A 21,301-nucleotide genomic window follows, 5' to 3' on the forward strand; every position below is an offset into this window, starting at 1 on the left:
TTTAACGACGACGTTACTCCAAATTAACCAGCGACCGCTTAAAATACTCGACTGGCAAACACCGTATCAGGTTATGCTGACAAATTTGTCCAAAAATTCGGATTAAATTTGCAATCTACCAATTTACCCAAAATCAATTTGGTTCAACATGTTTTCTGTACTTGCTTGATCCAAGCCTAAATAAGCTAAAGTCATGGCTTCACTTGAGTGATTTAGTAGGTGCATGACTAGGCCAATATTGTAATTTGATTGCGTATAAACACGATAAGCCCCAGTTTTGCGCATTGTATGAGTACCTAGATAATTAATTCCTAATAGATCGCCAACCTTACTCATAATTTTGGAGCCATTCGGGTAATTGGGGCATAGTGTCACGTCCTTAGTTTTGGTGTACGGTCGTTGGTTTGAGCGGTTTAACGTTGGAATTTGGGCGGTCACGTAAAGCTCGGAGTGCCCAAAGAATCGAAACCGTGTCAACGACTTCTTGAAGCATTGCGCCGAAGAGGGCCGGGATGATCCCGGTACTGGCAATCAGCATTAGAATCGTACAGATGGCGATCCCAATCCAAACGGCCTGCTTAGCCACTTGCATGGTGTCTTTGGCAATTTGAATCGCGGTGACCACGCGGCTGAGGTCGTCCTTTAAAATCACGACGTCGGCCGATTCACTGGCCGCGGTGGAACCGTGCGCCCCCATGGCGATGCCGACGTCCGCCACGGCCAGTGATGGGGCGTCGTTGACCCCGTCGCCGACCATGATAACCGGACGTTCATCCTTAGTAACGGCCTTTAAGTGCTTGATCTTGTCCGCCGGAAGTAAATCGGCAGCCACCGTATCGATTCCGACGGCTTCGGCAATGTTGTCGGCAATCGCTTGTTGGTCCCCGGTCAGCATCATCACGTTTTTAACGCCTTCAGCGTGCAGGGCTTGTAACGTGGCAGCGGCTTCTGGCCGAACGTTGTCGATAAAGGTCACGTAGCCGGCGTAACGGCCATCAACGGCGACGTAAATCGCCGTTTGTGCGAGTGGTGCCGTCGTGGTTTCTGGATCGACGAATTTTAGCTTCCCGACTTTAACGACGGCGTTGTCGACCGTGGCGGTGACCCCGTTACCGGTGACTTCTTCGAGGTCGGCGACGGGGCTGAGGGGTTGGTCGTTGGCAAATTTAACTAAGGAACGGGCTAAAATGTGGCTGGAATTTTGTTCGGCACTGGCGGCCAAGTGTAAAATCTGATCTGGGGTAAAACCAGCCTGGGGAACGATGTCATTCACGGTTAGTTGGCCGCTAGTGATCGTTCCGGTCTTATCAAAGGCGGCCGATTTGGCAGTCGACATTTTTTCAAGCATGTCACCAGTTTTAACGACGATCCCGTTCCGGCTAGTGCGACTCATGCCTGAGACGAGGGCGACTGGTGCGGCCAGAATTAATGGACACGGTGAAGCTACGACCAGAACTTCGGCGAACCGGTGCGGATCACCGCTGATGAGCCAAGCGATGCCCGCAATCACGTACGCAACTAAGGTAAACGGAACCGCGTACCGATCGGCTAACCGTACGAACTTGGCGGGGCGTGATTCAGATTCTTTCACCAACTTGACCAGTTGCTGGTACTGGCTATCGGCGGCGAGCTTGTCAACGATCATCGTAACGGCACTATCGCCGTTGACCGCTCCGGACATTAAATCATCACCGACGGCTTTTTCAACCGGCTTGGATTCCCCAGTCAGTGAAGATTCGTCAAACATGGCAGTGCCATCGATCAAGTGACCATCGACGGGCACCAGTTCGCCAGGCTTAACCACTAACTGATCCCCCACGACCGCGTCTTCGACCGCAATATCGGTTAACTGTTCGTTCTGAATGCGGTGTGCGGTCCGTGGTGAATTATCGAGCAAAGCCTTTAATTCGGTGTTGGCACGCTTAGCAGCGTAGTCCTCCAAAGAATCCCCACCGGTCAGCATGATTAGGACCACTAGGCCGGCCCAATACTCGCTGACAGCCAGGGTGGCGACGATGGCAGTGATTGCAAGTAGGTCGACGCCGTACTTACCGGACCGTAACGTTTTGACCATCTCAACCAGCATTGATAGGGCCATAACGGAGCCCCACAACGTAATAATCAGCTGGGCAGCCAGCTGTTGGTGAAAGCCAAACTGAAGAATTAGCGCAATGATCCCGACACTGACCGTTAACGTGAGTTTATAATAATGGCGCATCGAAAACCCCTCCTCTTGTGTTATGTAACTGATTCCTCTATGATTGTTATAATCCTAACATGAAATGCAATTTATTTACTAAATAAAATTCTAATAGTTACGAAAAATTATAACTATTTTCTGAAATAATGACCGCTTTTGGAATGAAAAAGGCGCGCTTAGGCTTAACCTGATAAGCTTAAACGCCCATTAAACAAGCGATTTTACTTCTAATACTAGTATACTTATACATGAACACTAGATATCAGAAAAAATACTGAAATCAGCATTTGTATAAGACCAGGCGCGCTGTACAGGTGGTAATCCGTTACCCTTGTTGCGTGTTTTTTTGTACCATGGACGCCATTTTAAACTTGCTGGGCGAACTGAGTCACTGGTCGGACTTATCTGGTGTATCAAGGGGGTTATCCATTAGCAAGATAAATGTAACCATTAATCGTTACGTGGTGTGTCAGCGTGGTCGCTTGTCAATGACAAGGCGAGTACCATTAGAAACACTAATCAGCGCTAAATTGTAGATCAACACCAATGCGATTAGGCAATGTATAAGTCACTTTTCAGTATGGCGTTCGGCGAATTCAACCAACGGAAAGAAGGAAATTCTGCTACTGATTTTGAGTTAGCACAAACAGAATTCAACGGACAATGCCGATTAAACCTGATTTAGTCAGGGTGCTGAGTGCTTCGAGGAATAACTCGGAGGAATGTACCGATTGCTAGTCGGAAATTTACGCGTGGGGACTACCCACAAAGGTAGGAAGAACCACGAATTAATTGTTATATAGAGTGTATATACTCAGTAGCAGGTTTATTATTTGGCAGATTGCAAGAAATAACTTGAACGAATTTAATGACGTAAATTAAGCAAGAAGATCTCGATTGGTGTATGCCAATTAAGACATTTAAGTGGCCGTGAATTCAAATACCAATTAATTTGAACCAATTGGTGATCACTTAGCTCTTCAATGGCTTGGCCTTTGGGAATAAAGCGCCGCAAAACTCGGTTACGGTTCTCATTACTGCCTCTTTCATGCGGTGAATAGGCATGGGCAAAATAAACCTGTGTACCAGTTCGCCGTTCAATTGTCTGATAGTTAGCGAACTCTTTACCATGATCTACGGTAAGCGTCTTGAGCTTGTCTTGAAGTTGACTAGCTAGTTCAAGTACGGCTTGAGTCATGGACTGACTGTCGCGACCATGGAGCCGTTTAACAATTGTCAGGCGACTCTTACGCTCCACAAAAGTAGCCACAGCTTGACCTTTACGTTTACCAGAAAGTACGGTATCAGCTTCAAAGTGGCCGAATTCCTGGCGAGTTTCGACTTTATGAGGCCGCTCCTCAATGGAGCGGCCGTGATTGAACGTACCACGCTTTTCTTTAGCACGATGACGACGAATTCCATGATCAGGCAAATCGGTCAACTGTATATCAAGCCATCCTTGATCAATCCAGTTATAGACCGTCTTGTAGGCAATCCCCACCACATGGGCAACTTGTTCAGGGGACCACTTCTGGACTTGAATCTTTCCCTCGATCAAGTGTTTAAGTTTTTTAGTGAGCGAAGACTTCCGCCCCCGTTGACTAACCTTTCGTTCAAAGTCAGTTTGCGCTAGCCCAGCCTGGTACTCACTATTTAGCCGGTGAAGTTCGTTAAAGATGGTGGTCTTACTAAAGCCTAAGTAGTTAGCGATGTATCGCAAGGAACGTCCTTCATTATGAAGCGTTTCAATGACAACACGGTTCTGGAATGATAAAATAGTGGTGCTCATCAAGGTCCTTCTTTCTAATGGATTGTGTGGTAACACCAGTAAAGACCTTGATGGTTTTTTCTGTCCACTTAAATGTTCAACTTAAATTTTACAATCTGCCTAATAAATAAAACAAGGTAAATACAGGCACGTTTGACAGTACCACGATTCACATAGGGAGAAGACCATTGAAATCCACCATTTTACTAGTCGAAGACGAGGCGGGCTTAGCCGACTCACTCAAAACCGAATTCGAGCTCGAGAACTTCAATGTGCTCTGGGCCAATGACGGCCTAATCGCGCTGGACATGTTCCGGAAAAACGAGACCCAGATTGATTTAATCATTTTGGACTGGATGCTGCCGCACCTGGACGGCTTCAGTATGCTGCGCCGCATTCGCAAAACCAGCCAGGTGCCGATCATCATGCTGACGGCGCGCGATTACATCGGCGATAAGGTGGCCGGGCTGACCGGCGGCGCCGACGACTATGTCACCAAACCATTTGAAATGGAAGAACTGATTGCCCGGGTCGAAGTGGCCCTGCGCCATTCGCAGCCGGCGGCCACCACTGCCGCCGTGTATACTGCTGGCAATTTGAATGTGGATACGGACACCAAACGCGTCACCCGGGGCGGTACCATCATCCCCCTCACCCAGCGAGAATACGAGCTGCTGGTGGCACTCATCAGTCATCAAAACGAGCCCTGTTCACGCGAGGATTTGTTAGACACTGTGTGGGGCGTCGATTTTGACGGCCAACCCAACATCCTGGACGTCTATGTCCGCAATCTCCGGAGCAAAATCGACACTCCCAACCAACCTAAGCTGATTCACACTGTCCGCGGCGTGGGCTACATGCTTTCCGAACACGTGGCGGAATAAGGCCCTAATATGAAAAAAGACAAACAATCTAGCGCAGCCATCATGCTGCGCAGCCTGATGCGCTTCATCATCATTGTCACCTTGCTGCTCGGCGCTGCCATCATCATCGCCGTGGGCCATCAGCTGCTGGAAGAGGTTCAAACCACCACCAGTCATATCACCGCCAGTCTCAAGCAAACCGACATTGATGGCGATGATGACTGGGAAAGCTGGCGCAAAAACAGCACCCTGGACACCAGCGCCACTTATGTTTATGTCCACAACAAGCGCGCCGATGCCAAGGTCAGCCAATACTTCTCCCCGCACGCGGAAAAAGTATTAAAAGTGACCCCCACTAAGGTGCCGTTTTTAACCAATGTCTATTATCGCCCAGGCATCGGGCTGCTGTACCATCGCATGGTGCACGCGCGCGGGATTTACTACACGTTGTGGCAAAACATGAATCCCCAGCTGGCGGTGCTGCTGCGGGTGATTGAAGTCACTGCCATCCTGCTGGCGGTGACGCTGCTGGCCACGCCGCTGTACATTCGCCAGCTGACCAAGCGACTGACTGATCCTCTGACCACGCTGTCTCACACGACCCAGATGATTGCCGGCGCCAAAGAACCTGGTGCGATGCGGCTACCGGTCCCGGCGCAACCGACTGAGGTGACGGAACTCGCTGGTAATTTCAACGAGTTGCTGAGCATGTTGAATGAACGCCAGGAGCAGCAAAAACTGTTCGTGATGAACGCCGCCCATGAGCTGCGCACTCCGATTGCCACTATTCGCAGCCACGCCCAGTTGATCGAACGTCACGGCAAGGATCACCCGGAAATCATTACCAAGTCGGTGGGCTACATCACCGAGGAATCCCGGCAAATGCAGCACTTGATTGATGAGCTCCTGCAACTTTCCCGCGCCGACCGGCTCGCGCTTGACCTGACCCCGCTTGATCTCAGTGCCACAGTGACTACCATCATGCAAAAAATTGCTGGGACCTTCGAACAAACCGTCACCACCGAGATTCAGCCTGACATCCATATCACCGGCAACGAAAGCGCGATTGAGCAAATTCTGGTCAACCTAGTCACCAATGCCGCGAAGTATTCGCCAGCGGCCAGCCAAATTACCGTCACCCTCACCCAACAGGCTAATGAGGCGGCGGCCCTGGCGGTGAAAGATCAAGGTAGCGGCATCAGTGCTGAAGATAAAAGCCACATCTTCGAGCGCTTCTACCGCAGCGCCGATGTGCGCGGCACGGTAGCTGGCACCGGCTTAGGGCTAGCCATTGCCACGCAACTCGCTCAGCTCAGCAATAGTGAGCTAACGGTCGCCGACGATCAGCCGCAGGGCACCATTTTCACGTTGATTTTCTCCACCAAATAAACTTTTTCATGCCGCTCAAAAATATTTTTGAGCGGTTTTTTTTCGCCGAATATTAGTAATCTGAATATTTTTCAGCTAAATCACCCTTGATACTGGCACTGCCGCGGTGAAAGCTGAAGATTATTGAGTTTCGGGTTAGTTTTCATGAGTGGGCGCACCGCGGGATTGTTGTTATGCTGGGTTCATCCTGAAAGTTCAGTCAAGGGGGAACACATCATGACCGCACTCATTACACTGCTACCTAACCTTAATCAATTGTTGCCGCAGCTCATCAGTCAATTCGGCTCACTCATCTATCTTGGCTTGTTCGCCATGATCTTCATTGAAACCGGCGTCGTGGTGCTGCCCTTTCTGCCTGGCGACTCGCTCCTATTTCTCTGCGGCTCGCTGGCGGCGATGGCCAATCACAGTTTGAACATCTGGGTGCTGTTCGGCCTGCTCAGCGTGGCCGCGGTGCTTGGAGATTCGCTTAACTTTGAAATCGGTGAACACTTCGGGCTGCGCCTCGCGCACAGCGCCAAGCTCAGCCGCTTCATCAAACCCGCCTACCTCGAACGTTCGCAGCGCTTCTTCGACAAGCATGGGAAAGCCGCGATTTTCCTTGGCCGCTTCATGCCGATCATCCGCACCTTCATCCCCTTCACCGCTGGCGTGAGCCAGATGCGCTACCGCGACTTTGCCGCCTACAACGTACTTGGCGGGATCACCTGGATGGCGGTAGCCCTCGGCGCCGGTTACCTGTTCGGCAACATTGCTGTCGTTAAAACCCATTTCGAACTGATCATGCTGGCCATCGTGGTCATTTCCTTAGCGCCTGCCGCCTTCATGGCGCTGCGCCATCGCGGAGGTGCCGACGATGCCGACTAAAACCAAAACATTGCTAGGCGGGCTGAGCCTGATTGTCTTTGCCGCCTTAGCCCTCGGCGTTATCACGCATGCCGCCTGGCTTGCGCAATTGGATGCCGCGGCCAGCACTTTGGCCACGCGCGCCATTGATCCGACGAATACCGCGATTTTCAAAGTCGTCGCCACCCTTGGCAGTCCTGCCACCGTCATCGGCCTCACTGCGCTGTTGTGCCTGTGGTTGTGGCTCAAACAAGGCCCAGTCATCAGCCTGTGGTTCGCTGGCCTGCAGCTGGGCGGCTCCGCCATCACGGAAGGCTTCAAGCTGCTGATTGACCGCAGTCGCCCGCTCCATCAGCTGGTGCTGGATCACGGCGCTAGCTTCCCCAGCGGCCACACGTTTTGCACGGCGCTGCTCGTGTTCACCTTGTGGACGCTATGCCTACCACACATTCAAGATCAAGAAAGCCAGCTGATTACCATATTGATTGGCATTGGCTGGATTGCCATGGTGGCCATTTCGCGGGTGTATCTGCGCGACCACTACCTCTCTGATGTGCTTGCCAGCGTGTGCTTAGCTGGCGGTTGGTGGCTGCTCGTCACGCCTGTTCAAGCCTTTATTCAAACTAAAATGCGTCAGTTTTTACCGGAAAGGATGTTGAAATCATGGCCACATCAAAATTAACGATTGTCGTTCCAGCCTACAATGAAGAAGAGGTGCTGACCTCCTCGGTGCAAAAATTACTGGCCGTTGAAGACCAAATCGCCGCGCAAGCCGTTCTGGGCCAGCGCGCCGACATCCTGATCGTCGATGATGGCTCCAAGGATCACACCTGGGAAATCATCGAAAACCTGCACGCCGCGAATTCCCGGATTCGGGGACTACGCTTTTCTCGCAACTTCGGTCATCAGTCGGCGCTGATCGCCGGCATGAGTGAAGCCGTGAAAACCGCGGACATGATTGTCACCATCGATGCTGACCTGCAAGATGATCCTGACAAAATCGTCGACATGGTGGATGCCTACGCAGATGGCGCCGATATCGTCTACGGTGTCCGGAATAATCGGGAAACCGACAGCTGGTTCAAGCGCACCACGGCCCAAGGCTACTACAAAGTCCTGAAGCTGCTAGGGGTTGAACTGGTGCCGAATCACGCGGATTTTCGCCTGATGTCCAAGCGCGCGGTTGAAACCTTCCTTCAGTACCCGGAACGTAACATTTTCATTCGCGGCCTGATTCCTAAGCTTGGCTTCAAAACTGCCGAAGTCTTCTACAAGCGCACCCCGCGCATGGCGGGCGAATCCAAGTACCCGCTGAAAAAAATGCTGGCCTTTGCCTGGGACGGGATTACCAGCCTGACGATAGCGCCGGTGCGGTTCATTCTCATTCTGGGTACCTTGTCTTGCCTACTGGCGGTGGGCATGGTGGTTTACGCCATTGTCATGACAATGCTGGGGCTCACCGTGCACGGCTGGTCGGCGTTGATGGTGTCGCTGTGGTTCGTTGGGGGCATCCAAATGATCAGCCTCGGGGTGATTGGTGAATACATCGGCAAGCTCACCACCGAAGTTAAACATCGCCCGCGCTACACGGTGCAAACGATTCTGGATTAAGGTGAGGGTATGAAAAAGATTAAACCCGCCTTTCTGCCAGCAATTTTAATCCTCTGCCTGCTCATTGGCAGCATCGGTAACCTGACCAGTGTGCTCGGGGTGCCGGCGCTGTTGGTGGTAGTGCTCCTGGGCGCGGGGCTTTACTTCGGGGCGCCCCGACTTGACCATTTGTCTACAAGGCAGCTGCGCTGGGGCATTGGCCTTGGCTTACTGGCGATGCTGATTGCCCAGGTGGTCGTGTTGCACGTGATGCCCAACACCGTTTACCACGATCCGTACCGGGTACTGTCGCAAGCCGACCAGCTCGCCGCCGGCCACATGACCTGGGATATCACCTACTTCTGGCGCTACGCCAATAACGTGCCGCTGGCTTATCTGCTCTCCCTGTGGTTGCGGCTGACGCAACTGGTGGGCTTAAGCACCAATCTTTCGGTGCACCTGCTGAGTATCTTGGTGTTGGACAGCTTTATTGCCCTGGCGCTGCATACGATTTGGCAGCTCAGCCAGCGCGCCAGCCTGCTGGTCGTGGCCTTCGGTTTTTTCGCCTTGACGCCGTTTGCCTACACCTACTACCTGCAAGTCTTCTACTCTGACTTGCCAACGATGCTGGTGCTGCTCATCATCATGCGGAGTCTGCTGAACTGGTCGCAGAAAACGTCGCGCCAGCGCTGGTTTGCCGGCAGCGGACTAGTTGTTGCCGTGATGCTCGGCGCCATGCTCAAGCCTAATCTGGTGGTCTTGTTGCCAGCTCTGCTGATTGTCGGCCTGATTCTGGCCCGTCAGCACCTCTGGCGACAAGCCAAACTGACCCTGCCCATCCTCTTGATTGTGCTGGGCTTCGGGCTGAGTCTGCCGGCGACCAAAGTCATTGACGTGGCAGCCAATTATCAACCCCGCACCGCCTTTTCGTTCCCGGCGACCAACTGGATCTTGATGGGCTACAACCAGCACAGCAACGGCGGCTACTCCGGCAAGGATGTCGGACGTGCTATCAAGCTGCCCAGCCAAGCCGCCCGCCAGCGGTACAATTTGAAAACCATCCCCAAGCGCATCAAAACTCTCGGGGTGGTTGGCGTCATCCGGTTGTGGGTAGTGAAGTTAGGCATCGTGCTCAATGTCCAAGGCATTCAGCGCTGGTACAACGGCGGCTTCCGCGCCGCGCCTAGTTGGTACAGTAATCATGCTGGCTTCTATCAGGGACTGACCGTGATTGGCTATGTGGCCGCGACCCTGCTCATGTGGGGCGCACTGATGCTGAAGCTCTTACGGTGGCGGCCAGATCTGACCGACCCGCATCAAATCCTTGCACTGCTGGCGGTGACCACTGCCCTTGGCTACCTGGCTTTCCACACCCTACTGTGGGAAGTTGAACCGCGCTATGGTCAAGCCATTTTGCCGCTCCTCTGGGTGGCTTTGGCGGCCATCCCGCGTCAGGCCAGACAGTCGCGTCCCCGCTGGGCGAACCAAGCTAGCCTCCTCAATAGCGCCACTGCTTTACTCGTCGCCTTTGGGGCCGCTGGTGTGCTTGGCGCTCAGATGCCACAAAAGCAAGTGATTGCCGCCCAGCGCAGTCAGCTATCCGTGCAGTATCACGCCAAGCCCAAGACCGTGACGCCAGGCACCGTGCTGGCAGAGGTGGTCGATGTGAACGCGCCAGCGAACTATTTTTCCGTTCAGATTCATGCTGGTAGTCAGGTGCAAGTCACCCTCACTACCCTTGCCACCGGGCAACATTATCGGTTAACGATGGCTGGCAGTGTGGCCCGCCTGCACCACCAGCTCGCCGCTGGGAAATATCGGATTACCGTTCAAAACCTCACCACCCGCGGCCAGCAGGTCGATGTGACCCACACCTACCATTATCAGCTCGCTGCTCACCCGCTAACGGTGAACGGCCAATCGCAGCCCACCACCTCGTTGATTTATACCTGCATGCAGCGCTGAGAAAGGAGCCTTTTTATGGAAAAACCAATCACTACCCTTTACAGCAAATACGGTACAGCCTTGCGCTACCTGATTGTTGGGGGCTTCACCACCGGCATTAATGTGGTGCTGTTCTTCGGCCTGACTCACCTTGCGCGGCGCGTCACTGCTGGCGGACACGGCGATTTTGTTCATCGGCCTCACCTTAATGCACGGTTCGCCGCTGATTGTGAAGCTGATCGACCAGGTCGTCGTCATCGTGCTCAATTACGGCTTCAGCAAACTAATTTTCGCTTCGAACGCGACGAACTCTTCGTACATGCGGTGCCGGTCAACTTTGACATCAACGGTTTCCTTGGTCCCGTCATTCAGTCCCTCGGTGAAGCCAGTCAGCACATTCACCGGCCCGGCGATTTGAATCGACCCGCGGTTGCCTTGATGTCTTTCTTTTTTAGTTGGCATAAATAAATCAATGACCTTATCACCAAAACTCATACTGTTGCCTCCTATCCATTAAAATTGATCAAGTTCTTTAAAATCTCTTGGACTTCTTGACTAGTCAACACTTTGGCCGTCACATCAAAGTCCGTTAACGCATTTTCAATATCCCGTTTAACCTGTTCGATCTTTTCGTCTAAATGAGTGACCGCTATGTTTAAGCTCTTAACACTTTTGTCCTTAATTGGCACCTTAACGATTAGCAGATGTTGCTTAGTCGTCATGTTTTTGGATTCTTGGACTTTAGTAAAGTGATCCAAGTAACTGGCTATGAGCTGGATTTTGAACTGTTGCTCCGGGTGGCCTTTTTGTAAGGCGAAATACCGCCGTTTGAGACCATTAAGATAAGCCGTCATATTGACGGGAATCGTCGGTTCTAAGACGAGAAGTAGAAGATTTAAAGTCTCAACGTGACAAACAGCTTGCTGCCAAAGACCAACAAATAAGTAGCAAAGACCGCCAAATAGATCATCTAACAAAATTGATAGATCAGCAGCAACAATCAAACGACAAGGACGATGCCTTGTCGAATAGTGAAAAACAAAAAAGAATGCATAAAAATAAACCCAATAAGAGTTGGTGGCATTTTTGGTAAAAATTAAAGTGTAAATTCAAGGCATAAAATAAAAATTGGTACTTAGGATAGAAAAATTTCTATCAGTACCAAATATTATAGAACCAAAATCCGTCTCAGTTTATTTATCGGCGGGACTTATGTCCCAGCCTCTTTCAAGTTTCAGTAAAAAATTGCTTTAAGCTAAATTTAAGGAACAACCGGCAAAATTTCATATATTATATGCAAAAATTTCATATATTATATTTAGATATAATTATATCTAGAGGTGAATACAATGAAAAAATTTGTTGTGGGGATCTTGACCTTCGCGATTGTGACAGCCATCATCATCGATAACTACTTTTTATTTATTAGAGGAAAGCTTAGTTCTGATGCTCAAAGGACGTCTCAATCGAGTACAACGACCACATCGTCCAGTCCCAACTCTACCAGCAAGACTTCAACCAGAAAATACAAGGATGGCACGTATACTGGCTCAACTGTCAGTACTCAGTGGGGCAACGTGCAGGTCCAAGCGGTTGTGACCAATGGCAAATTGACTAAGGTTACTGTTCTGAAATATCCAAACGTTAATCGTCGCGATAAGCAGATCAGCAGTCAGGCATTGCCGACGTATAAGTCTGAAGCAATTACTGCGCAGAGTGCCAATATTAAGTTGGTTTCCGGTGCCAGTGAAACATACAAGGGCTTCACCGGATCCCTGAAAAACGCATTGAAAAAGGCGGCGAATGACCAATGAAAACTTACCAGCAGACAATTGAATCCATGACAATGCCATTTACCATTATGATTGTTAGTGAACCCGACAGCTTATCAGAATCACGTTGGCATACAACAGTTACTCTTATTCAAACATATCTCGATCATGTGGACCATCTATTTTCACCATTTCGCTCAGATTCGCTAGTTACCCAATACCAACGTCATTCACTCGCCGTTACTAACTTTAACGCTGAATTTCAGGAAGTTTTTGCTTTGACAGTCATCGCGGAAGAAATGACAAGCGGGGCTTTTACCGCAAACTTTAGTGGTCAATACGACCCCACCGGCATCGTAAAAGGGTGGGCCATCGAAAGAGCATTTCAAACTTACCTAAAACCGTTGCTTAATACCGGAGCCATCGCGGTGGCCCTAAACGGTGCCGGTGATATTCGGGTTGGCGCGCTGGTTGACAGCGGGTACGAATGGCCGATTGGTATCGAAGACCCAGAAGATACTGGCCAAATGCTTCGGGAGATCAAGATCGCCAATGGCGCGGTGGCCACTTCGGGATCGTCAAAAAGGGGCGACCATATTCGCCGGCTTGATTCGGCAAATACCCTGACCCAAGCCACGATCATTGCCACAAACTTAATTGATGCCGACATGTTGGCCACAACCGCAATTTCCATGGGCCAAATACCGTTTCAAACCTTTGCTGAAACGCACAAGTTGAACGCTATTTTGCTCACAGCAGCTCACAAATTGATCATGATTGACGGTGACCAGTCATGAAAAAAATGACCGTATGGCAAATTCTGACTTGGGGCGTGATCCTCTTTGTTATTCCACTGCCACTGGTTCAAGCCATGGCAGTAGAACTGCCCAGTCTATACACCAGCACGTCCCTTGCAATTCAAATAGGATCGATCGCTTATGTATGGATGCTACTGGCGGTATATTTGGCAACCAAACCGAAATGGCTTGACAGACTAATTGGCCTACCCAGCATCTATTTTATCCACGGTGTTCTCAGCATGCTTGCGATTGCATTAGCTTACTTACACAAGGAAGGCACAAGTTCATATGGATGGATTAAAACCACTGGCAACTGGGCATTTGACCTCTTTTGGGGATTACTGGTTTATTCTTTGGTATTTATGGCCGGCTGGCTAACAAGTCGGTTCAAGCCGTTGCTATGGTTGAAAAAACAATTGGAAATCTTGTTTAAACATGAGTTATCCGTATGGATTCACAGGCTAAATTTGATTGCAGTGCTTCTCGTTTTCATCCACGTTCAACTGATCAGCTATATCACTAATATGACCATTTATATTTGGTTGTTTAATGGCTACACCATTTTTGTGACGGGTGCCTACCTACTACAAAAGTTGCGCAGTCGATACGGCTTAGCCCAAGGAAAACTCACAGCCATTCAACCCATTGCAGCTAACTTCTATGAGCTGACGATTCAATTCAAGTCGCATCATGCACTGAAATTGTATCCTGGTGACTACGTATTTGTTAATTTTCCTAACATTGACCACCTGAAAGAATTGCATCCATTTTCCATTTTGAACAGCGTAGTAGACGGAACCATTACGCTGGCAATTCGCGGAGACGGTGACTTTTCCCGAGCCGTTCAACACGCCAAGGTAGGGTCAAAGGTTTTGATCGATGGCGGTTATGGTCGGTTTAACCCCATCATAAAACAACATCCTGATGACGAGTTGGTTCTAGTTACGGGCGGTAGCGGTATAGTTCCAATGATTTCATTAATGCGTGGGCTGCCAAACCGCCGTATCACTCTGTATTATTCCGCCCATAGCAAGGCAGGGTTGATCTACCAACAGGAAATTGAAACCTTGGCAGCACAACGAAACAATTTAACCGTGCACATTCAGCAAGGGCGGTTTTTCCGCAGTGTACCGCGTGACCTTATTCGACCCAATGTAACCTATCTGTTGTCAGGCCCGCTAGCGCTGGGGCAGAGTTGGCAAAAACAATTGCTGAATAATGGGATCAATGAGGAACGAGTATACTATGAGGAGTTTAGCTGGTAATGATCGCAATTCTAAGAAGCTGTCCAAGATCTATGATTTTTGATATACTTCTATGTAAAAAGCGAGTTTAAGCTATGAAAAATTATCTCAGCAATATTACTCGGCAACAATTTGAATTAATTCGACCAGCTTTAGAAAATTTTCGTAAGCGAACTAAGCCTCGAAAATATGACCTCTACGAGGTCTTCTGTGCGGTCCTATATGTCTTGAAAACCAGTTGCCAATGGCGTCAAGTCCCCGGTGATTTCCCAGAATGGCGGTCAGTTTACAACTATTACAAAATTTGGTCAACTAAAGCTGAGCCTACGGCTAATTCTTTATTGGAACAAGTTTTAAAAAAATTGTCATTGCTCGGCGAACTTACCAAGGACGTTCAGCTTTAACTTCCTTTATTATCGTTGACGCTCAGAGCGTCAAAAACACCGCTACTGCTGAAAACAAAGGTTACGACGCTGGTAAGAAAATCTCGGGGATTAAGCGCCATCTGGCAGTTGATATCAATGGCTTTCCGCAGGCCATTCACATGACGCGAGCGAACGTCTCTGATCGAGACGGGGCCAGTGCAATGATCGCTTTACATGCCATGCATTTACGCCAGGTTCAAAATGTCTTAGTTGATGGTGGTTATTCAGGCGTTAATTTTCAGCTCGATGTAGCCAGTAATTTAAACGCAACCGTGCAGGTTGCGAAGCGCAATGAGTTGCATCGATTCGAAGTCATGCCCCAACGTTGGGTAGTCGAACGATCTTTTAGTTGGCTAGAGAATTGTCGGCGACTTTGGAAAAATTGTGAGCGTCAATTAACCACCAGTCTGCAAATGGTCGTTTTAGCGTTTTTAGCACTATTACTTAAGAGATTTTAGACAGCATCTAAGAAACTAGATTCAAAATTTCAATGACATTGTTTGGATGTAAACTAGTTCCTGAGACGCGGTTAGCAACTTCTTTGAACATGATTATCACGATCGTGGATTGATGAAATGGCAGGGCTGCTACTTAAAGGAAAAATCTGCCAGTGCCTTAGCGTTGTATCATACTCGTGAAGAAGCTGGCCTAACTCAGGCCGATTTAGCTGAAAGAGCAAACGTCCCTCAATCCACCATTGCTAGAATCGAACGTGGCGATAATGTAACGTTTGATAAACTAGCTGAAATTGCCCATGCTATGGGTAAAACAATTAAAATTGAATTTACTCAATAAGTTAGACCTTTAAAGGGGGATTTGGCAGCAGTTGATTAAATCAACTGCTGCTTTTTTGATCAAGCTAAATTAGCTTGCGCCGTTTGCGCAAAACTCTGCCTGAAAGGCTCCTGCTGAAGGCATGCTCATGATGCAAAATCATTCGGCCGACAGCCCCTGTCTGGAAGACTTTTTTACTCAAATTCCGATAGCAATTTTGAGTAAAAAACGCGAAGATTTGCCAAAAAATGGCTAGCCAACCGGCTAACCATTTTGGCATTGCGCAGCTAACTTGGGGGTCAAGGGGGAGCGTTAGCTGTCCCCCTTGCAAGCACCGCAGCTGCCACAAACGTAGTCTTGTGGCTATCATGCGGGTTGCTTGCCAAGCCTCTATTATTCGATTATCATTAGGAGGTAGTCAGCCTGCGGCTGACCCGACTTTTGATATCTCGAATAACATTGCCCGTAGGGCAACGGAGGTGGGACTTGTGAACGAACTGCAAAATATGGCTAGCACAAAAAAGACGACTCAGGTTCATCGTCAGGCTAGCAAACAAATTAATTTTCGGGTGAGTGAACCGGACTATTTAAAGCTGGCGCGATCGGCGCAAACTTTAAATCTGTCCGTGCCGGCTTTTGTCAAAAAGAAGGCACAGGGGGCGCGCTTAGTTACCCCTAAAATTGCCGCCCAAGATGCCCAAAACATCACTCATCAATTAGCTAAAATTGGCGGCAATCTCAATCAATTAGCCCATCATGCTAATCAAGGTGGTCAAGTCGATCCCCAAGCATTAAGAGACTTGCAAAACGAGGTGCAGCGCGTATGGCAACAACTCACATAAAACGTTCCACCAGCGCGTCCCGGTTAGTCAATTACGCTGAAAAACGGGCCGTCAAAAAAGATGGCCTCAATTTAGATATTCAGTACGCTAAAAGCGAATTTAAACAAGTACGGGCCGTCTATGGCAATTCTGGTAAAACCCAAGCGTATGCCAGCCGGATTGCCTTTAGCCCGTTGGAATTTAATCCGCAAGATCCTCATGATCAGACAACTGTTTTAGCCGTTGCCAAAGAAGTTTATGCCAAAGCCTATCCCAATCAACAGGTGGCCCTTTATGAACATGCCGATACCGATTCGTTGCATGTTCATGCCGTCATTGGTGCGATTAACCTGGAAACCGGTCAAAAAATGCACGGTAATTGGCATCAATATCGCGATCACTTAGTCCACATTACGGATCAAGTCTGCCAGGAACATGGCTTAATGGTCACGCAACCCGATCCCAACCGTCACGAGAAACGCTCGATGGCTGAAATTAAGCTCCGGGCTAAACAGCAGCCCACTTGGAAAGATCAAATCCGCCAAGCCGTCGATCACACCATGCAGAACCCCCTTATTCGCGATTTTCAGGCCTTTCAAGACGATTTGAAGCAGCAGGCAGTCAAAGTATGGGAGCGTGGGAAGAATCTCACCTATCAGCTTTTAGGCACCAATTACAAGTCTCGGGGCACTAAGCTCGGGATCGATTATGAAAAGGAGACGATTTTTAATGAGTTGGCAAGCCGACAAACCCAATCAAGAATCAACCAGCAACCCAAACGAGCCATTAACGCAACAACTGACCCAACTCAATCAGACCCTGACCGAACTCCGGAATTACCAGGGCACTCAGATTCAACTACAATCAACAGCCAAAACGTCCCTCGATCAACAGCTTCATCAGATCGAACAGACCGCCCGACAAGTCAACCAAGAGTTTCAGATGACCTTAAACAACTTAGACAGCAACAACGCCAGCTCGCAGGCCCAATTAAAACAGACCTTACAAAACGCCTACGCAGTGTTCCAAAAGCAGACCAACCTGATCAGTCAGCAAAACCTGACCGCCCTCAAACAGATTCAAACCGAGCAAGGCCAAAACAACCAGCGCCTCAGCCAACTCAGCGACCAAGTGAACCAGACCATTCAAGAGACGATGGACCAAGTCGCTGATCAAGTGGATCAGCAGTTACAAGCCACGAAAAAGCGGTTCTCGTGGTATGAAATTAAGAATTATTTGTTAGCGGTAATCCCGACTGGCATACTAACGGGCCTGGTTTTCTGGTTATTAACCAGGTATTTCAGTTAATTAACAGCAATTTTGCAGGATTTTATGATCTAAATTACTGATAATTTTATCTCATGGTTAAAACGACTTAGATCTCTATTTGCATAAAATCAGGTCTTTAGAACCAATTAACTCATTTTTTTGCTTATTATTGGCCGTATTTATAGTTTCTTAGCCATTTCAAACCAAGCTTGGTGTATTTATCTGTCAGTTAGTTAAAACGGCTGATAAACGATTTTAGAGCCAATCTGAATGAGCCTCTTGCTCTTTGAATTCTTCGGGGTGTTTGGCCGCATATTCTCTAGCTGCTTGTTTATTCCACCAAACGCCAAATAGGTTTTGCATGGTGCCGTACAAGTAGTTTTCCACGTTCTTGATGTGCTTCTCATTGCTTCTCAGGGCGTTAAAGTAGCGTCTCAAGGCTTTAGTCATCAAAGGTTTAAGTTCTTCATCGTCCAGTGGGATTAGAACCCCAATATCTTGATGATCCTTTTCAACTCGATATTTAGCATTCAGGATGATACCAATAAACCGGCGCATTTGTTGCGGAGTGCGGCACCAGAAACTTAGTAATTGCACGGCTTCGGGTTCTAAGAAAACCGGTAAGCCACTGTCTTCATCAGTTAAGAAGTCATTAGCATGGTTCACCAAATCCTGGTTTTGCTTTTGAATTTCTGCTGGTGAGAAATTGGCTGTGGAAAAGTCCAACTTTTGAGTATCTATCCGGGAGCCTTTTTTAGTATACCAATTTCTACTTCACATAATGGGGCTTATCCCAAGTAACCACCATTCACCCTGATAAAACAACGATCCGTTATTTGGCCTTTGTGAAATTTGACGGTAGAGGAGTGGTCTAGATGAAAAATCCCCAAAAAATCAGTAACTCACTTTGTGAATTTAACCGCCTAAACTCCTAGACCATTGCGCCAATCGTGCCTGACACCAGTCCAAAAAATCCCGTTCTGAAATCGTTGGTGTTCCCGTCAATAACTTTTTTGTGATGGGCTCCTCACCTAAAGCCGTCTCAATTAACCCAACCACTAAATAATCTGTCTGTTTCGTAACCCAATTTTGTGGTTTCGCCCCAAAGACTTTCGCCAAACTAAAAGCTTGATCCCGAGTCATGGTAGTTAGACGTCCGGTAAAAGCAATCTCACAATCTCTTAAATCAAGCATTTTAAATCATCAACTTTCTTGATTCTAATGTTGGTTTTGACTTGACGGGTTATGGTTTTCCATTCAGTTTAGAGGGAGTGACGTTTTGAGCGCAGAATTGTTCCCTGGAAACAGTTATTTGGAATAACTGAACCAGAGTACAATTCTACTACTAAAAGTTTCCCCTTAGTTCGTCGGTCGTTAACGCCCGTCGCTTGTCTGTACAATTGCGGTATTGCTACCACCACTCATTATAAACCTACGTTTTCGGTTTAGCCTACTAAAAAACGCCCTAGCAGGCGTTGGTAATACGTATTTATGTTTGTTCGATCACCAACTAATCAGTGGCACCAAGCCGAAGCTTCGTTTTACCACCCGCGCCGTTAATGGTCGCGCTCACCATTCACCACCCAGCCGTACAGATGACCTTGTTGTGGTATAGCCAGACTTATTGAAGTCGCCCTGGCAAACGTGTCCCCTTGGATTTAGACCCCAGCTTGTCCCCTAGGGCTTTAAAAATCGCACCGGCCATGATATAATAGTCATTAAACAATGATGACTTTTTTGTGGCGCTCACCGATTCCCGTTGGTGGGTGTTTTTTTATGTTCTATTTTATGTAACCAATATTACTCGTTGTTTGGTGATAAATCAACATTTCTTTTTATGTATCCTTGTATCCTTGTATCCTTGTATATTCATATCCTTGTATCTAAGTATCCTTGTATCCTTGTATCTAAGTATATTAGGATACTTGCAGTCAATCTTAATTTAACGGCTTTTGAGAAGAAATGTATCCTTGTATCCTTGTATCTTTGTATCTTTGTATGTTATCATCCTTGTATCCAAGTATCCTTGTATATTAGGATACTTAATTGGAGGTCAGTATAATGGGTGAAGTAATTACTTTTGGAAATTTTAAAGGTGGCACCGGTAAAACAACAAATGCCACGCTTGCATGCCTGGCACTAGCTCGTGCTGGTAAAAAAACGCTATTAATTGATTTCGATCCTCAAGCAAACGCTACAGATATTTACTTTAAAACCGCGGCTAATTTAGGCCACGATGATATTAAATTTAATCAAACCTTGCTTGCATCAATCCAAGAAGAGGACTTATCAAGATCGTTGGTTACTTTGGGTAAAAACATTGACTTTATTCCATCAAGCGCAGATTTTTCATTGTACCCACGGATTATGGAAAAAAAGTTTAAAAATAATTATAAAGATAGAGTTACATATTTTAGCAAGCTACTTGCTTCACTAAAAGAAAAATATGATTTTGTGGTATTTGATTTGCCACCGACTATTTCCTTAATTTCTGATAGCGCCTTATACGCTTCAGATTGGGTTCTGATTATCCTTCAAACTCAAGAGCACAGTCTTCAGGGTGCCGAATCGTTTCTAAAATATATACAGGAACAGGTAATCGATGAATACGAAGCACCTAGTTTGAATTTACTCGGTATACTTCCTGTGCTATTAAAGAATGGGGCGCCTGTTGATCACAGCACATTAGAAGTAGCAGAAGAAGAATTTGGGAAAGAAAACATGTTAAAAACCCTAATTCGTAATATGGAAAGAATCAAAAGATATTCAATCAGAGGTGTATTTCTAAAAGATCAGTTCGATAAAAAAATAATTAGATTATACGATTCTGTGGCACAAGAAATTATTGAAAGGGCGGACTAGCATGGTGGAACTTTTACACAATCCTAACTCAAATAAAAGCAAAATAATTCCTAGAAAATCGGCGCCCCAGCCCCAAAAAGAAATTTCCATATCTTCTCTAAACGAATCAAACAAAACGAAGTCTAAACAAATAGATGGTGTTACTTTTGATACTACGCTCAGAATTGACAATCATCTAAAAAACTTTATGAAAGCTATGGTAATTTTAGGGTATAGTTCAACTCAACAAAACGGATTAGCCCAATTACAAAAAACTTTTTTTGAATCGTTAACTGAGTCTGAACAAAATACGCTTACGACTCAAATACAGACTTTGGAAACCGGCGATGCTAACAAAGTAAAAAGTAAATAATCACGTGCTCTCAGACGACACGTTCACCTTTTAGATGTATACTTGTCCGTTTAAATTAAGCAGAATGCACACAAAAAAGTCCTCTATTATGCGGAATAGAGGGCTTTTCTGAAATCAGTACATACAGGCTTTGCTTAGGAGCGTTGCTTGTGTCCATTTAGGACATACACAATCATATAACAATCAATCAATGCTGTCACTTAACTTACTCAAAAAAGCCACCCACCTCGTGATGAGATGAATGGCTTTTTGGTTGTGTGGTAGATTGTAAAATTAATCCGAACGCTGTTCGGACAAAAAAGATCAGCTTCCTTTAAAATGGTGTTTACCACAAACCCATCTTTTAGGAGCTGATCTTTTGTCTAGTATAACCTATTCCGAA

At 47.5% G+C, this 21,301-nt stretch carries 19 protein-coding genes and 5 pseudogenes; 18 read left to right on the forward strand and 6 right to left on the reverse strand.

The genetic code is table 11. From position 1 onward, the window contains the following. Positions 1-106, forward strand: a pseudogene (locus ACP4IT_RS11770) (IS30 family transposase); the annotation flags it as partial. A gap of 17 nt (positions 107-123) precedes the next feature. On the opposite strand, the pseudogene ACP4IT_RS11775 reads toward ACP4IT_RS11770, so the two are convergent. The 3 genes and pseudogenes from ACP4IT_RS11775 to ACP4IT_RS11785 all read right to left on the reverse strand — a co-directional run. Continuing rightward, positions 124-342, reverse strand: a pseudogene (locus tag ACP4IT_RS11775) (tyrosine-type recombinase/integrase); the annotation flags it as partial. Between the two features lie 37 nt (positions 343-379). Then, positions 380-2,218, reverse strand: coding sequence for a heavy metal translocating P-type ATPase (locus ACP4IT_RS11780; RefSeq protein WP_085763789.1), 1,839 nt, complete (start codon positions 2,216-2,218; stop codon positions 380-382). Between the two features lie 847 nt (positions 2,219-3,065). Next, positions 3,066-3,989, reverse strand: a complete 924-nt coding sequence (locus ACP4IT_RS11785) for an IS30 family transposase (protein ID WP_024526065.1) — start codon at positions 3,987-3,989, stop codon at positions 3,066-3,068. 167 nt (positions 3,990-4,156) lie between these two features. Between ACP4IT_RS11785 and ACP4IT_RS11790 the strand changes: the two genes are divergently transcribed. From ACP4IT_RS11790 to ACP4IT_RS11820, 7 genes are all read left to right on the forward strand, one after another. Then, on the forward strand, positions 4,157-4,852 hold the full coding sequence (locus ACP4IT_RS11790; protein WP_426855791.1) for a response regulator transcription factor: 696 nt from the start codon (positions 4,157-4,159) through the stop codon (positions 4,850-4,852). A 9-nt stretch (positions 4,853-4,861) separates the two neighbouring features. Further along, the gene (locus tag ACP4IT_RS11795) at positions 4,862-6,220 is read left to right on the forward strand and encodes a sensor histidine kinase (RefSeq protein WP_048001087.1); all 1,359 of its coding nucleotides are present in this window, start codon (positions 4,862-4,864) and stop codon (positions 6,218-6,220) included. 216 nt (positions 6,221-6,436) lie between these two features. Then, the gene (locus tag ACP4IT_RS11800; protein ID WP_003581721.1) at positions 6,437-7,087 is read left to right on the forward strand and encodes a VTT domain-containing protein; all 651 of its coding nucleotides are present in this window, start codon (positions 6,437-6,439) and stop codon (positions 7,085-7,087) included. Continuing rightward, entirely contained in the window at positions 7,077-7,748 is a 672-nt protein-coding gene (locus ACP4IT_RS11805) for a phosphatase PAP2 family protein (RefSeq protein ID WP_016511775.1), read from the forward strand. The genes ACP4IT_RS11800 and ACP4IT_RS11805 overlap by 11 nt, the downstream gene beginning before the upstream one ends. Beyond that, positions 7,730-8,677, forward strand: a complete 948-nt coding sequence (locus ACP4IT_RS11810) for a glycosyltransferase family 2 protein (protein WP_003581715.1) — start codon at positions 7,730-7,732, stop codon at positions 8,675-8,677. The genes ACP4IT_RS11805 and ACP4IT_RS11810 overlap by 19 nt, the downstream gene beginning before the upstream one ends. A gap of 9 nt (positions 8,678-8,686) precedes the next feature. Further along, positions 8,687-10,621 (forward strand): hypothetical protein, encoded by a 1,935-nt coding sequence (locus tag ACP4IT_RS11815; RefSeq protein WP_016511776.1) that lies wholly within the window; start codon positions 8,687-8,689, stop codon positions 10,619-10,621. Between the two features lie 15 nt (positions 10,622-10,636). Continuing rightward, a complete protein-coding gene (locus tag ACP4IT_RS11820) occupies positions 10,637-11,068 on the forward strand; it encodes a hypothetical protein (RefSeq protein ID WP_024855737.1) in 432 nt (143 codons plus the stop codon). A gap of 38 nt (positions 11,069-11,106) precedes the next feature. Here the strand turns inward: ACP4IT_RS11820 and ACP4IT_RS11825 are convergent. After that, positions 11,107-11,487 (reverse strand): annotated as a pseudogene (locus ACP4IT_RS11825) (protein TrsD); the annotation flags it as partial. On the opposite strand from ACP4IT_RS11825, the pseudogene ACP4IT_RS11830 reads away from it, so the two are divergent. From ACP4IT_RS11830 to ACP4IT_RS11865, 8 genes and pseudogenes are all read left to right on the forward strand, one after another. Continuing rightward, positions 11,469-11,693: pseudogene (locus ACP4IT_RS11830) on the forward strand (DUF536 domain-containing protein); the annotation flags it as partial. The pseudogenes ACP4IT_RS11825 and ACP4IT_RS11830 overlap by 19 nt on opposite strands. 256 nt (positions 11,694-11,949) lie before the next feature. Beyond that, positions 11,950-12,414, forward strand: a complete 465-nt coding sequence (locus ACP4IT_RS11835; RefSeq protein ID WP_016511778.1) for an FMN-binding protein — start codon at positions 11,950-11,952, stop codon at positions 12,412-12,414. Next, a complete protein-coding gene (locus ACP4IT_RS11840; RefSeq protein WP_003581705.1) occupies positions 12,411-13,169 on the forward strand; it encodes an FAD:protein FMN transferase in 759 nt (252 codons plus the stop codon). The genes ACP4IT_RS11835 and ACP4IT_RS11840 overlap by 4 nt, the downstream gene beginning before the upstream one ends. Then, positions 13,166-14,437: an FAD-binding oxidoreductase gene (locus ACP4IT_RS11845; protein WP_426855796.1), complete on the forward strand. Its 1,272-nt coding sequence runs from the start codon at positions 13,166-13,168 to the stop codon at positions 14,435-14,437. The genes ACP4IT_RS11840 and ACP4IT_RS11845 overlap by 4 nt, the downstream gene beginning before the upstream one ends. Before the next feature lie 74 nt (positions 14,438-14,511). Further along, positions 14,512-15,299, forward strand: a protein-coding gene (locus ACP4IT_RS11850) for an IS5 family transposase (RefSeq protein WP_100223170.1) whose coding sequence is annotated in 2 segments (ribosomal slippage) — positions 14,512-14,770 and positions 14,770-15,299 — 789 coding nt in all. Because the reading frame shifts where the segments join, the coding sequence is not laid out codon by codon here. Positions 15,300-15,411: 112 nt separating this feature from the next. Next, on the forward strand, positions 15,412-15,636 hold the full coding sequence (locus tag ACP4IT_RS11855; protein WP_024855736.1) for a helix-turn-helix domain-containing protein: 225 nt from the start codon (positions 15,412-15,414) through the stop codon (positions 15,634-15,636). Between the two features lie 467 nt (positions 15,637-16,103). After that, positions 16,104-16,457: a plasmid mobilization protein gene (locus ACP4IT_RS11860; protein WP_225424887.1), complete on the forward strand. Its 354-nt coding sequence runs from the start codon at positions 16,104-16,106 to the stop codon at positions 16,455-16,457. Then, complete coding sequence (locus ACP4IT_RS11865) at positions 16,439-17,608, forward strand: relaxase/mobilization nuclease domain-containing protein (protein WP_048001079.1); 1,170 nt, start codon at positions 16,439-16,441, stop codon at positions 17,606-17,608. Before ACP4IT_RS11860 ends, ACP4IT_RS11865 begins: the two co-directional genes overlap by 19 nt. 352 nt (positions 17,609-17,960) lie before the next feature. On the opposite strand, the pseudogene ACP4IT_RS11870 reads toward ACP4IT_RS11865, so the two are convergent. Next, positions 17,961-18,446, reverse strand: a pseudogene (locus ACP4IT_RS11870) (replication initiator protein A); the annotation flags it as partial. Positions 18,447-18,620: 174 nt separating this feature from the next. Continuing rightward, positions 18,621-18,899, reverse strand: coding sequence for a BRCT domain-containing protein (locus tag ACP4IT_RS11875; protein ID WP_020923847.1), 279 nt, complete (start codon positions 18,897-18,899; stop codon positions 18,621-18,623). An 867-nt stretch (positions 18,900-19,766) separates the two neighbouring features. Between ACP4IT_RS11875 and ACP4IT_RS11880 the strand changes: the two genes are divergently transcribed. Together ACP4IT_RS11880 and ACP4IT_RS11885 are read left to right on the forward strand one after the other, a co-directional pair. After that, positions 19,767-20,567 (forward strand): ParA family protein, encoded by an 801-nt coding sequence (locus tag ACP4IT_RS11880; protein ID WP_426855800.1) that lies wholly within the window; start codon positions 19,767-19,769, stop codon positions 20,565-20,567. A 1-nt stretch (position 20,568) separates the two neighbouring features. Beyond that, on the forward strand, positions 20,569-20,919 hold the full coding sequence (locus ACP4IT_RS11885) for a DUF5388 domain-containing protein (RefSeq protein ID WP_011222016.1): 351 nt from the start codon (positions 20,569-20,571) through the stop codon (positions 20,917-20,919). The last annotated feature ends 382 nt before the right edge of the window (positions 20,920-21,301 follow it).

The organism is Levilactobacillus sp. LN180102, from assembly GCF_050106635.1.
Lineage (GTDB): Bacteria > Bacillota > Bacilli > Lactobacillales > Lactobacillaceae > Levilactobacillus > Levilactobacillus brevis.

What these genes read in the sequence shown, in the direction of transcription:
- ACP4IT_RS11865 (WP_048001079.1), top strand. Translation starts at nt 16,439, where the DNA reads ATGGCAACAACTCACATAAAACGTTCCACCAGCGCGTCCCGGTTAGTC.
- ACP4IT_RS11780 (WP_085763789.1), bottom strand. Translation starts at nt 2,218, where the DNA reads ATGCGCCATTATTATAAACTCACGTTAACGGTCAGTGTCGGGATCATT.
- ACP4IT_RS11880 (WP_426855800.1), top strand. Translation starts at nt 19,767, where the DNA reads ATGGGTGAAGTAATTACTTTTGGAAATTTTAAAGGTGGCACCGGTAAA.
- ACP4IT_RS11840 (WP_003581705.1), top strand. Translation starts at nt 12,411, where the DNA reads ATGAAAACTTACCAGCAGACAATTGAATCCATGACAATGCCATTTACC.
- ACP4IT_RS11820 (WP_024855737.1), top strand. Translation starts at nt 10,637, where the DNA reads ATGGAAAAACCAATCACTACCCTTTACAGCAAATACGGTACAGCCTTG.
- ACP4IT_RS11875 (WP_020923847.1), bottom strand. Translation starts at nt 18,899, where the DNA reads ATGCTTGATTTAAGAGATTGTGAGATTGCTTTTACCGGACGTCTAACT.
- ACP4IT_RS11815 (WP_016511776.1), top strand. Translation starts at nt 8,687, where the DNA reads ATGAAAAAGATTAAACCCGCCTTTCTGCCAGCAATTTTAATCCTCTGC.
- ACP4IT_RS11800 (WP_003581721.1), top strand. Translation starts at nt 6,437, where the DNA reads ATGACCGCACTCATTACACTGCTACCTAACCTTAATCAATTGTTGCCG.
- ACP4IT_RS11885 (WP_011222016.1), top strand. Translation starts at nt 20,569, where the DNA reads ATGGTGGAACTTTTACACAATCCTAACTCAAATAAAAGCAAAATAATT.
- ACP4IT_RS11785 (WP_024526065.1), bottom strand. Translation starts at nt 3,989, where the DNA reads ATGAGCACCACTATTTTATCATTCCAGAACCGTGTTGTCATTGAAACG.
- ACP4IT_RS11855 (WP_024855736.1), top strand. Translation starts at nt 15,412, where the DNA reads ATGAAATGGCAGGGCTGCTACTTAAAGGAAAAATCTGCCAGTGCCTTA.
- ACP4IT_RS11810 (WP_003581715.1), top strand. Translation starts at nt 7,730, where the DNA reads ATGGCCACATCAAAATTAACGATTGTCGTTCCAGCCTACAATGAAGAA.
- ACP4IT_RS11835 (WP_016511778.1), top strand. Translation starts at nt 11,950, where the DNA reads ATGAAAAAATTTGTTGTGGGGATCTTGACCTTCGCGATTGTGACAGCC.
- ACP4IT_RS11795 (WP_048001087.1), top strand. Translation starts at nt 4,862, where the DNA reads ATGAAAAAAGACAAACAATCTAGCGCAGCCATCATGCTGCGCAGCCTG.
- ACP4IT_RS11805 (WP_016511775.1), top strand. Translation starts at nt 7,077, where the DNA reads ATGCCGACTAAAACCAAAACATTGCTAGGCGGGCTGAGCCTGATTGTC.
- ACP4IT_RS11845 (WP_426855796.1), top strand. Translation starts at nt 13,166, where the DNA reads ATGAAAAAAATGACCGTATGGCAAATTCTGACTTGGGGCGTGATCCTC.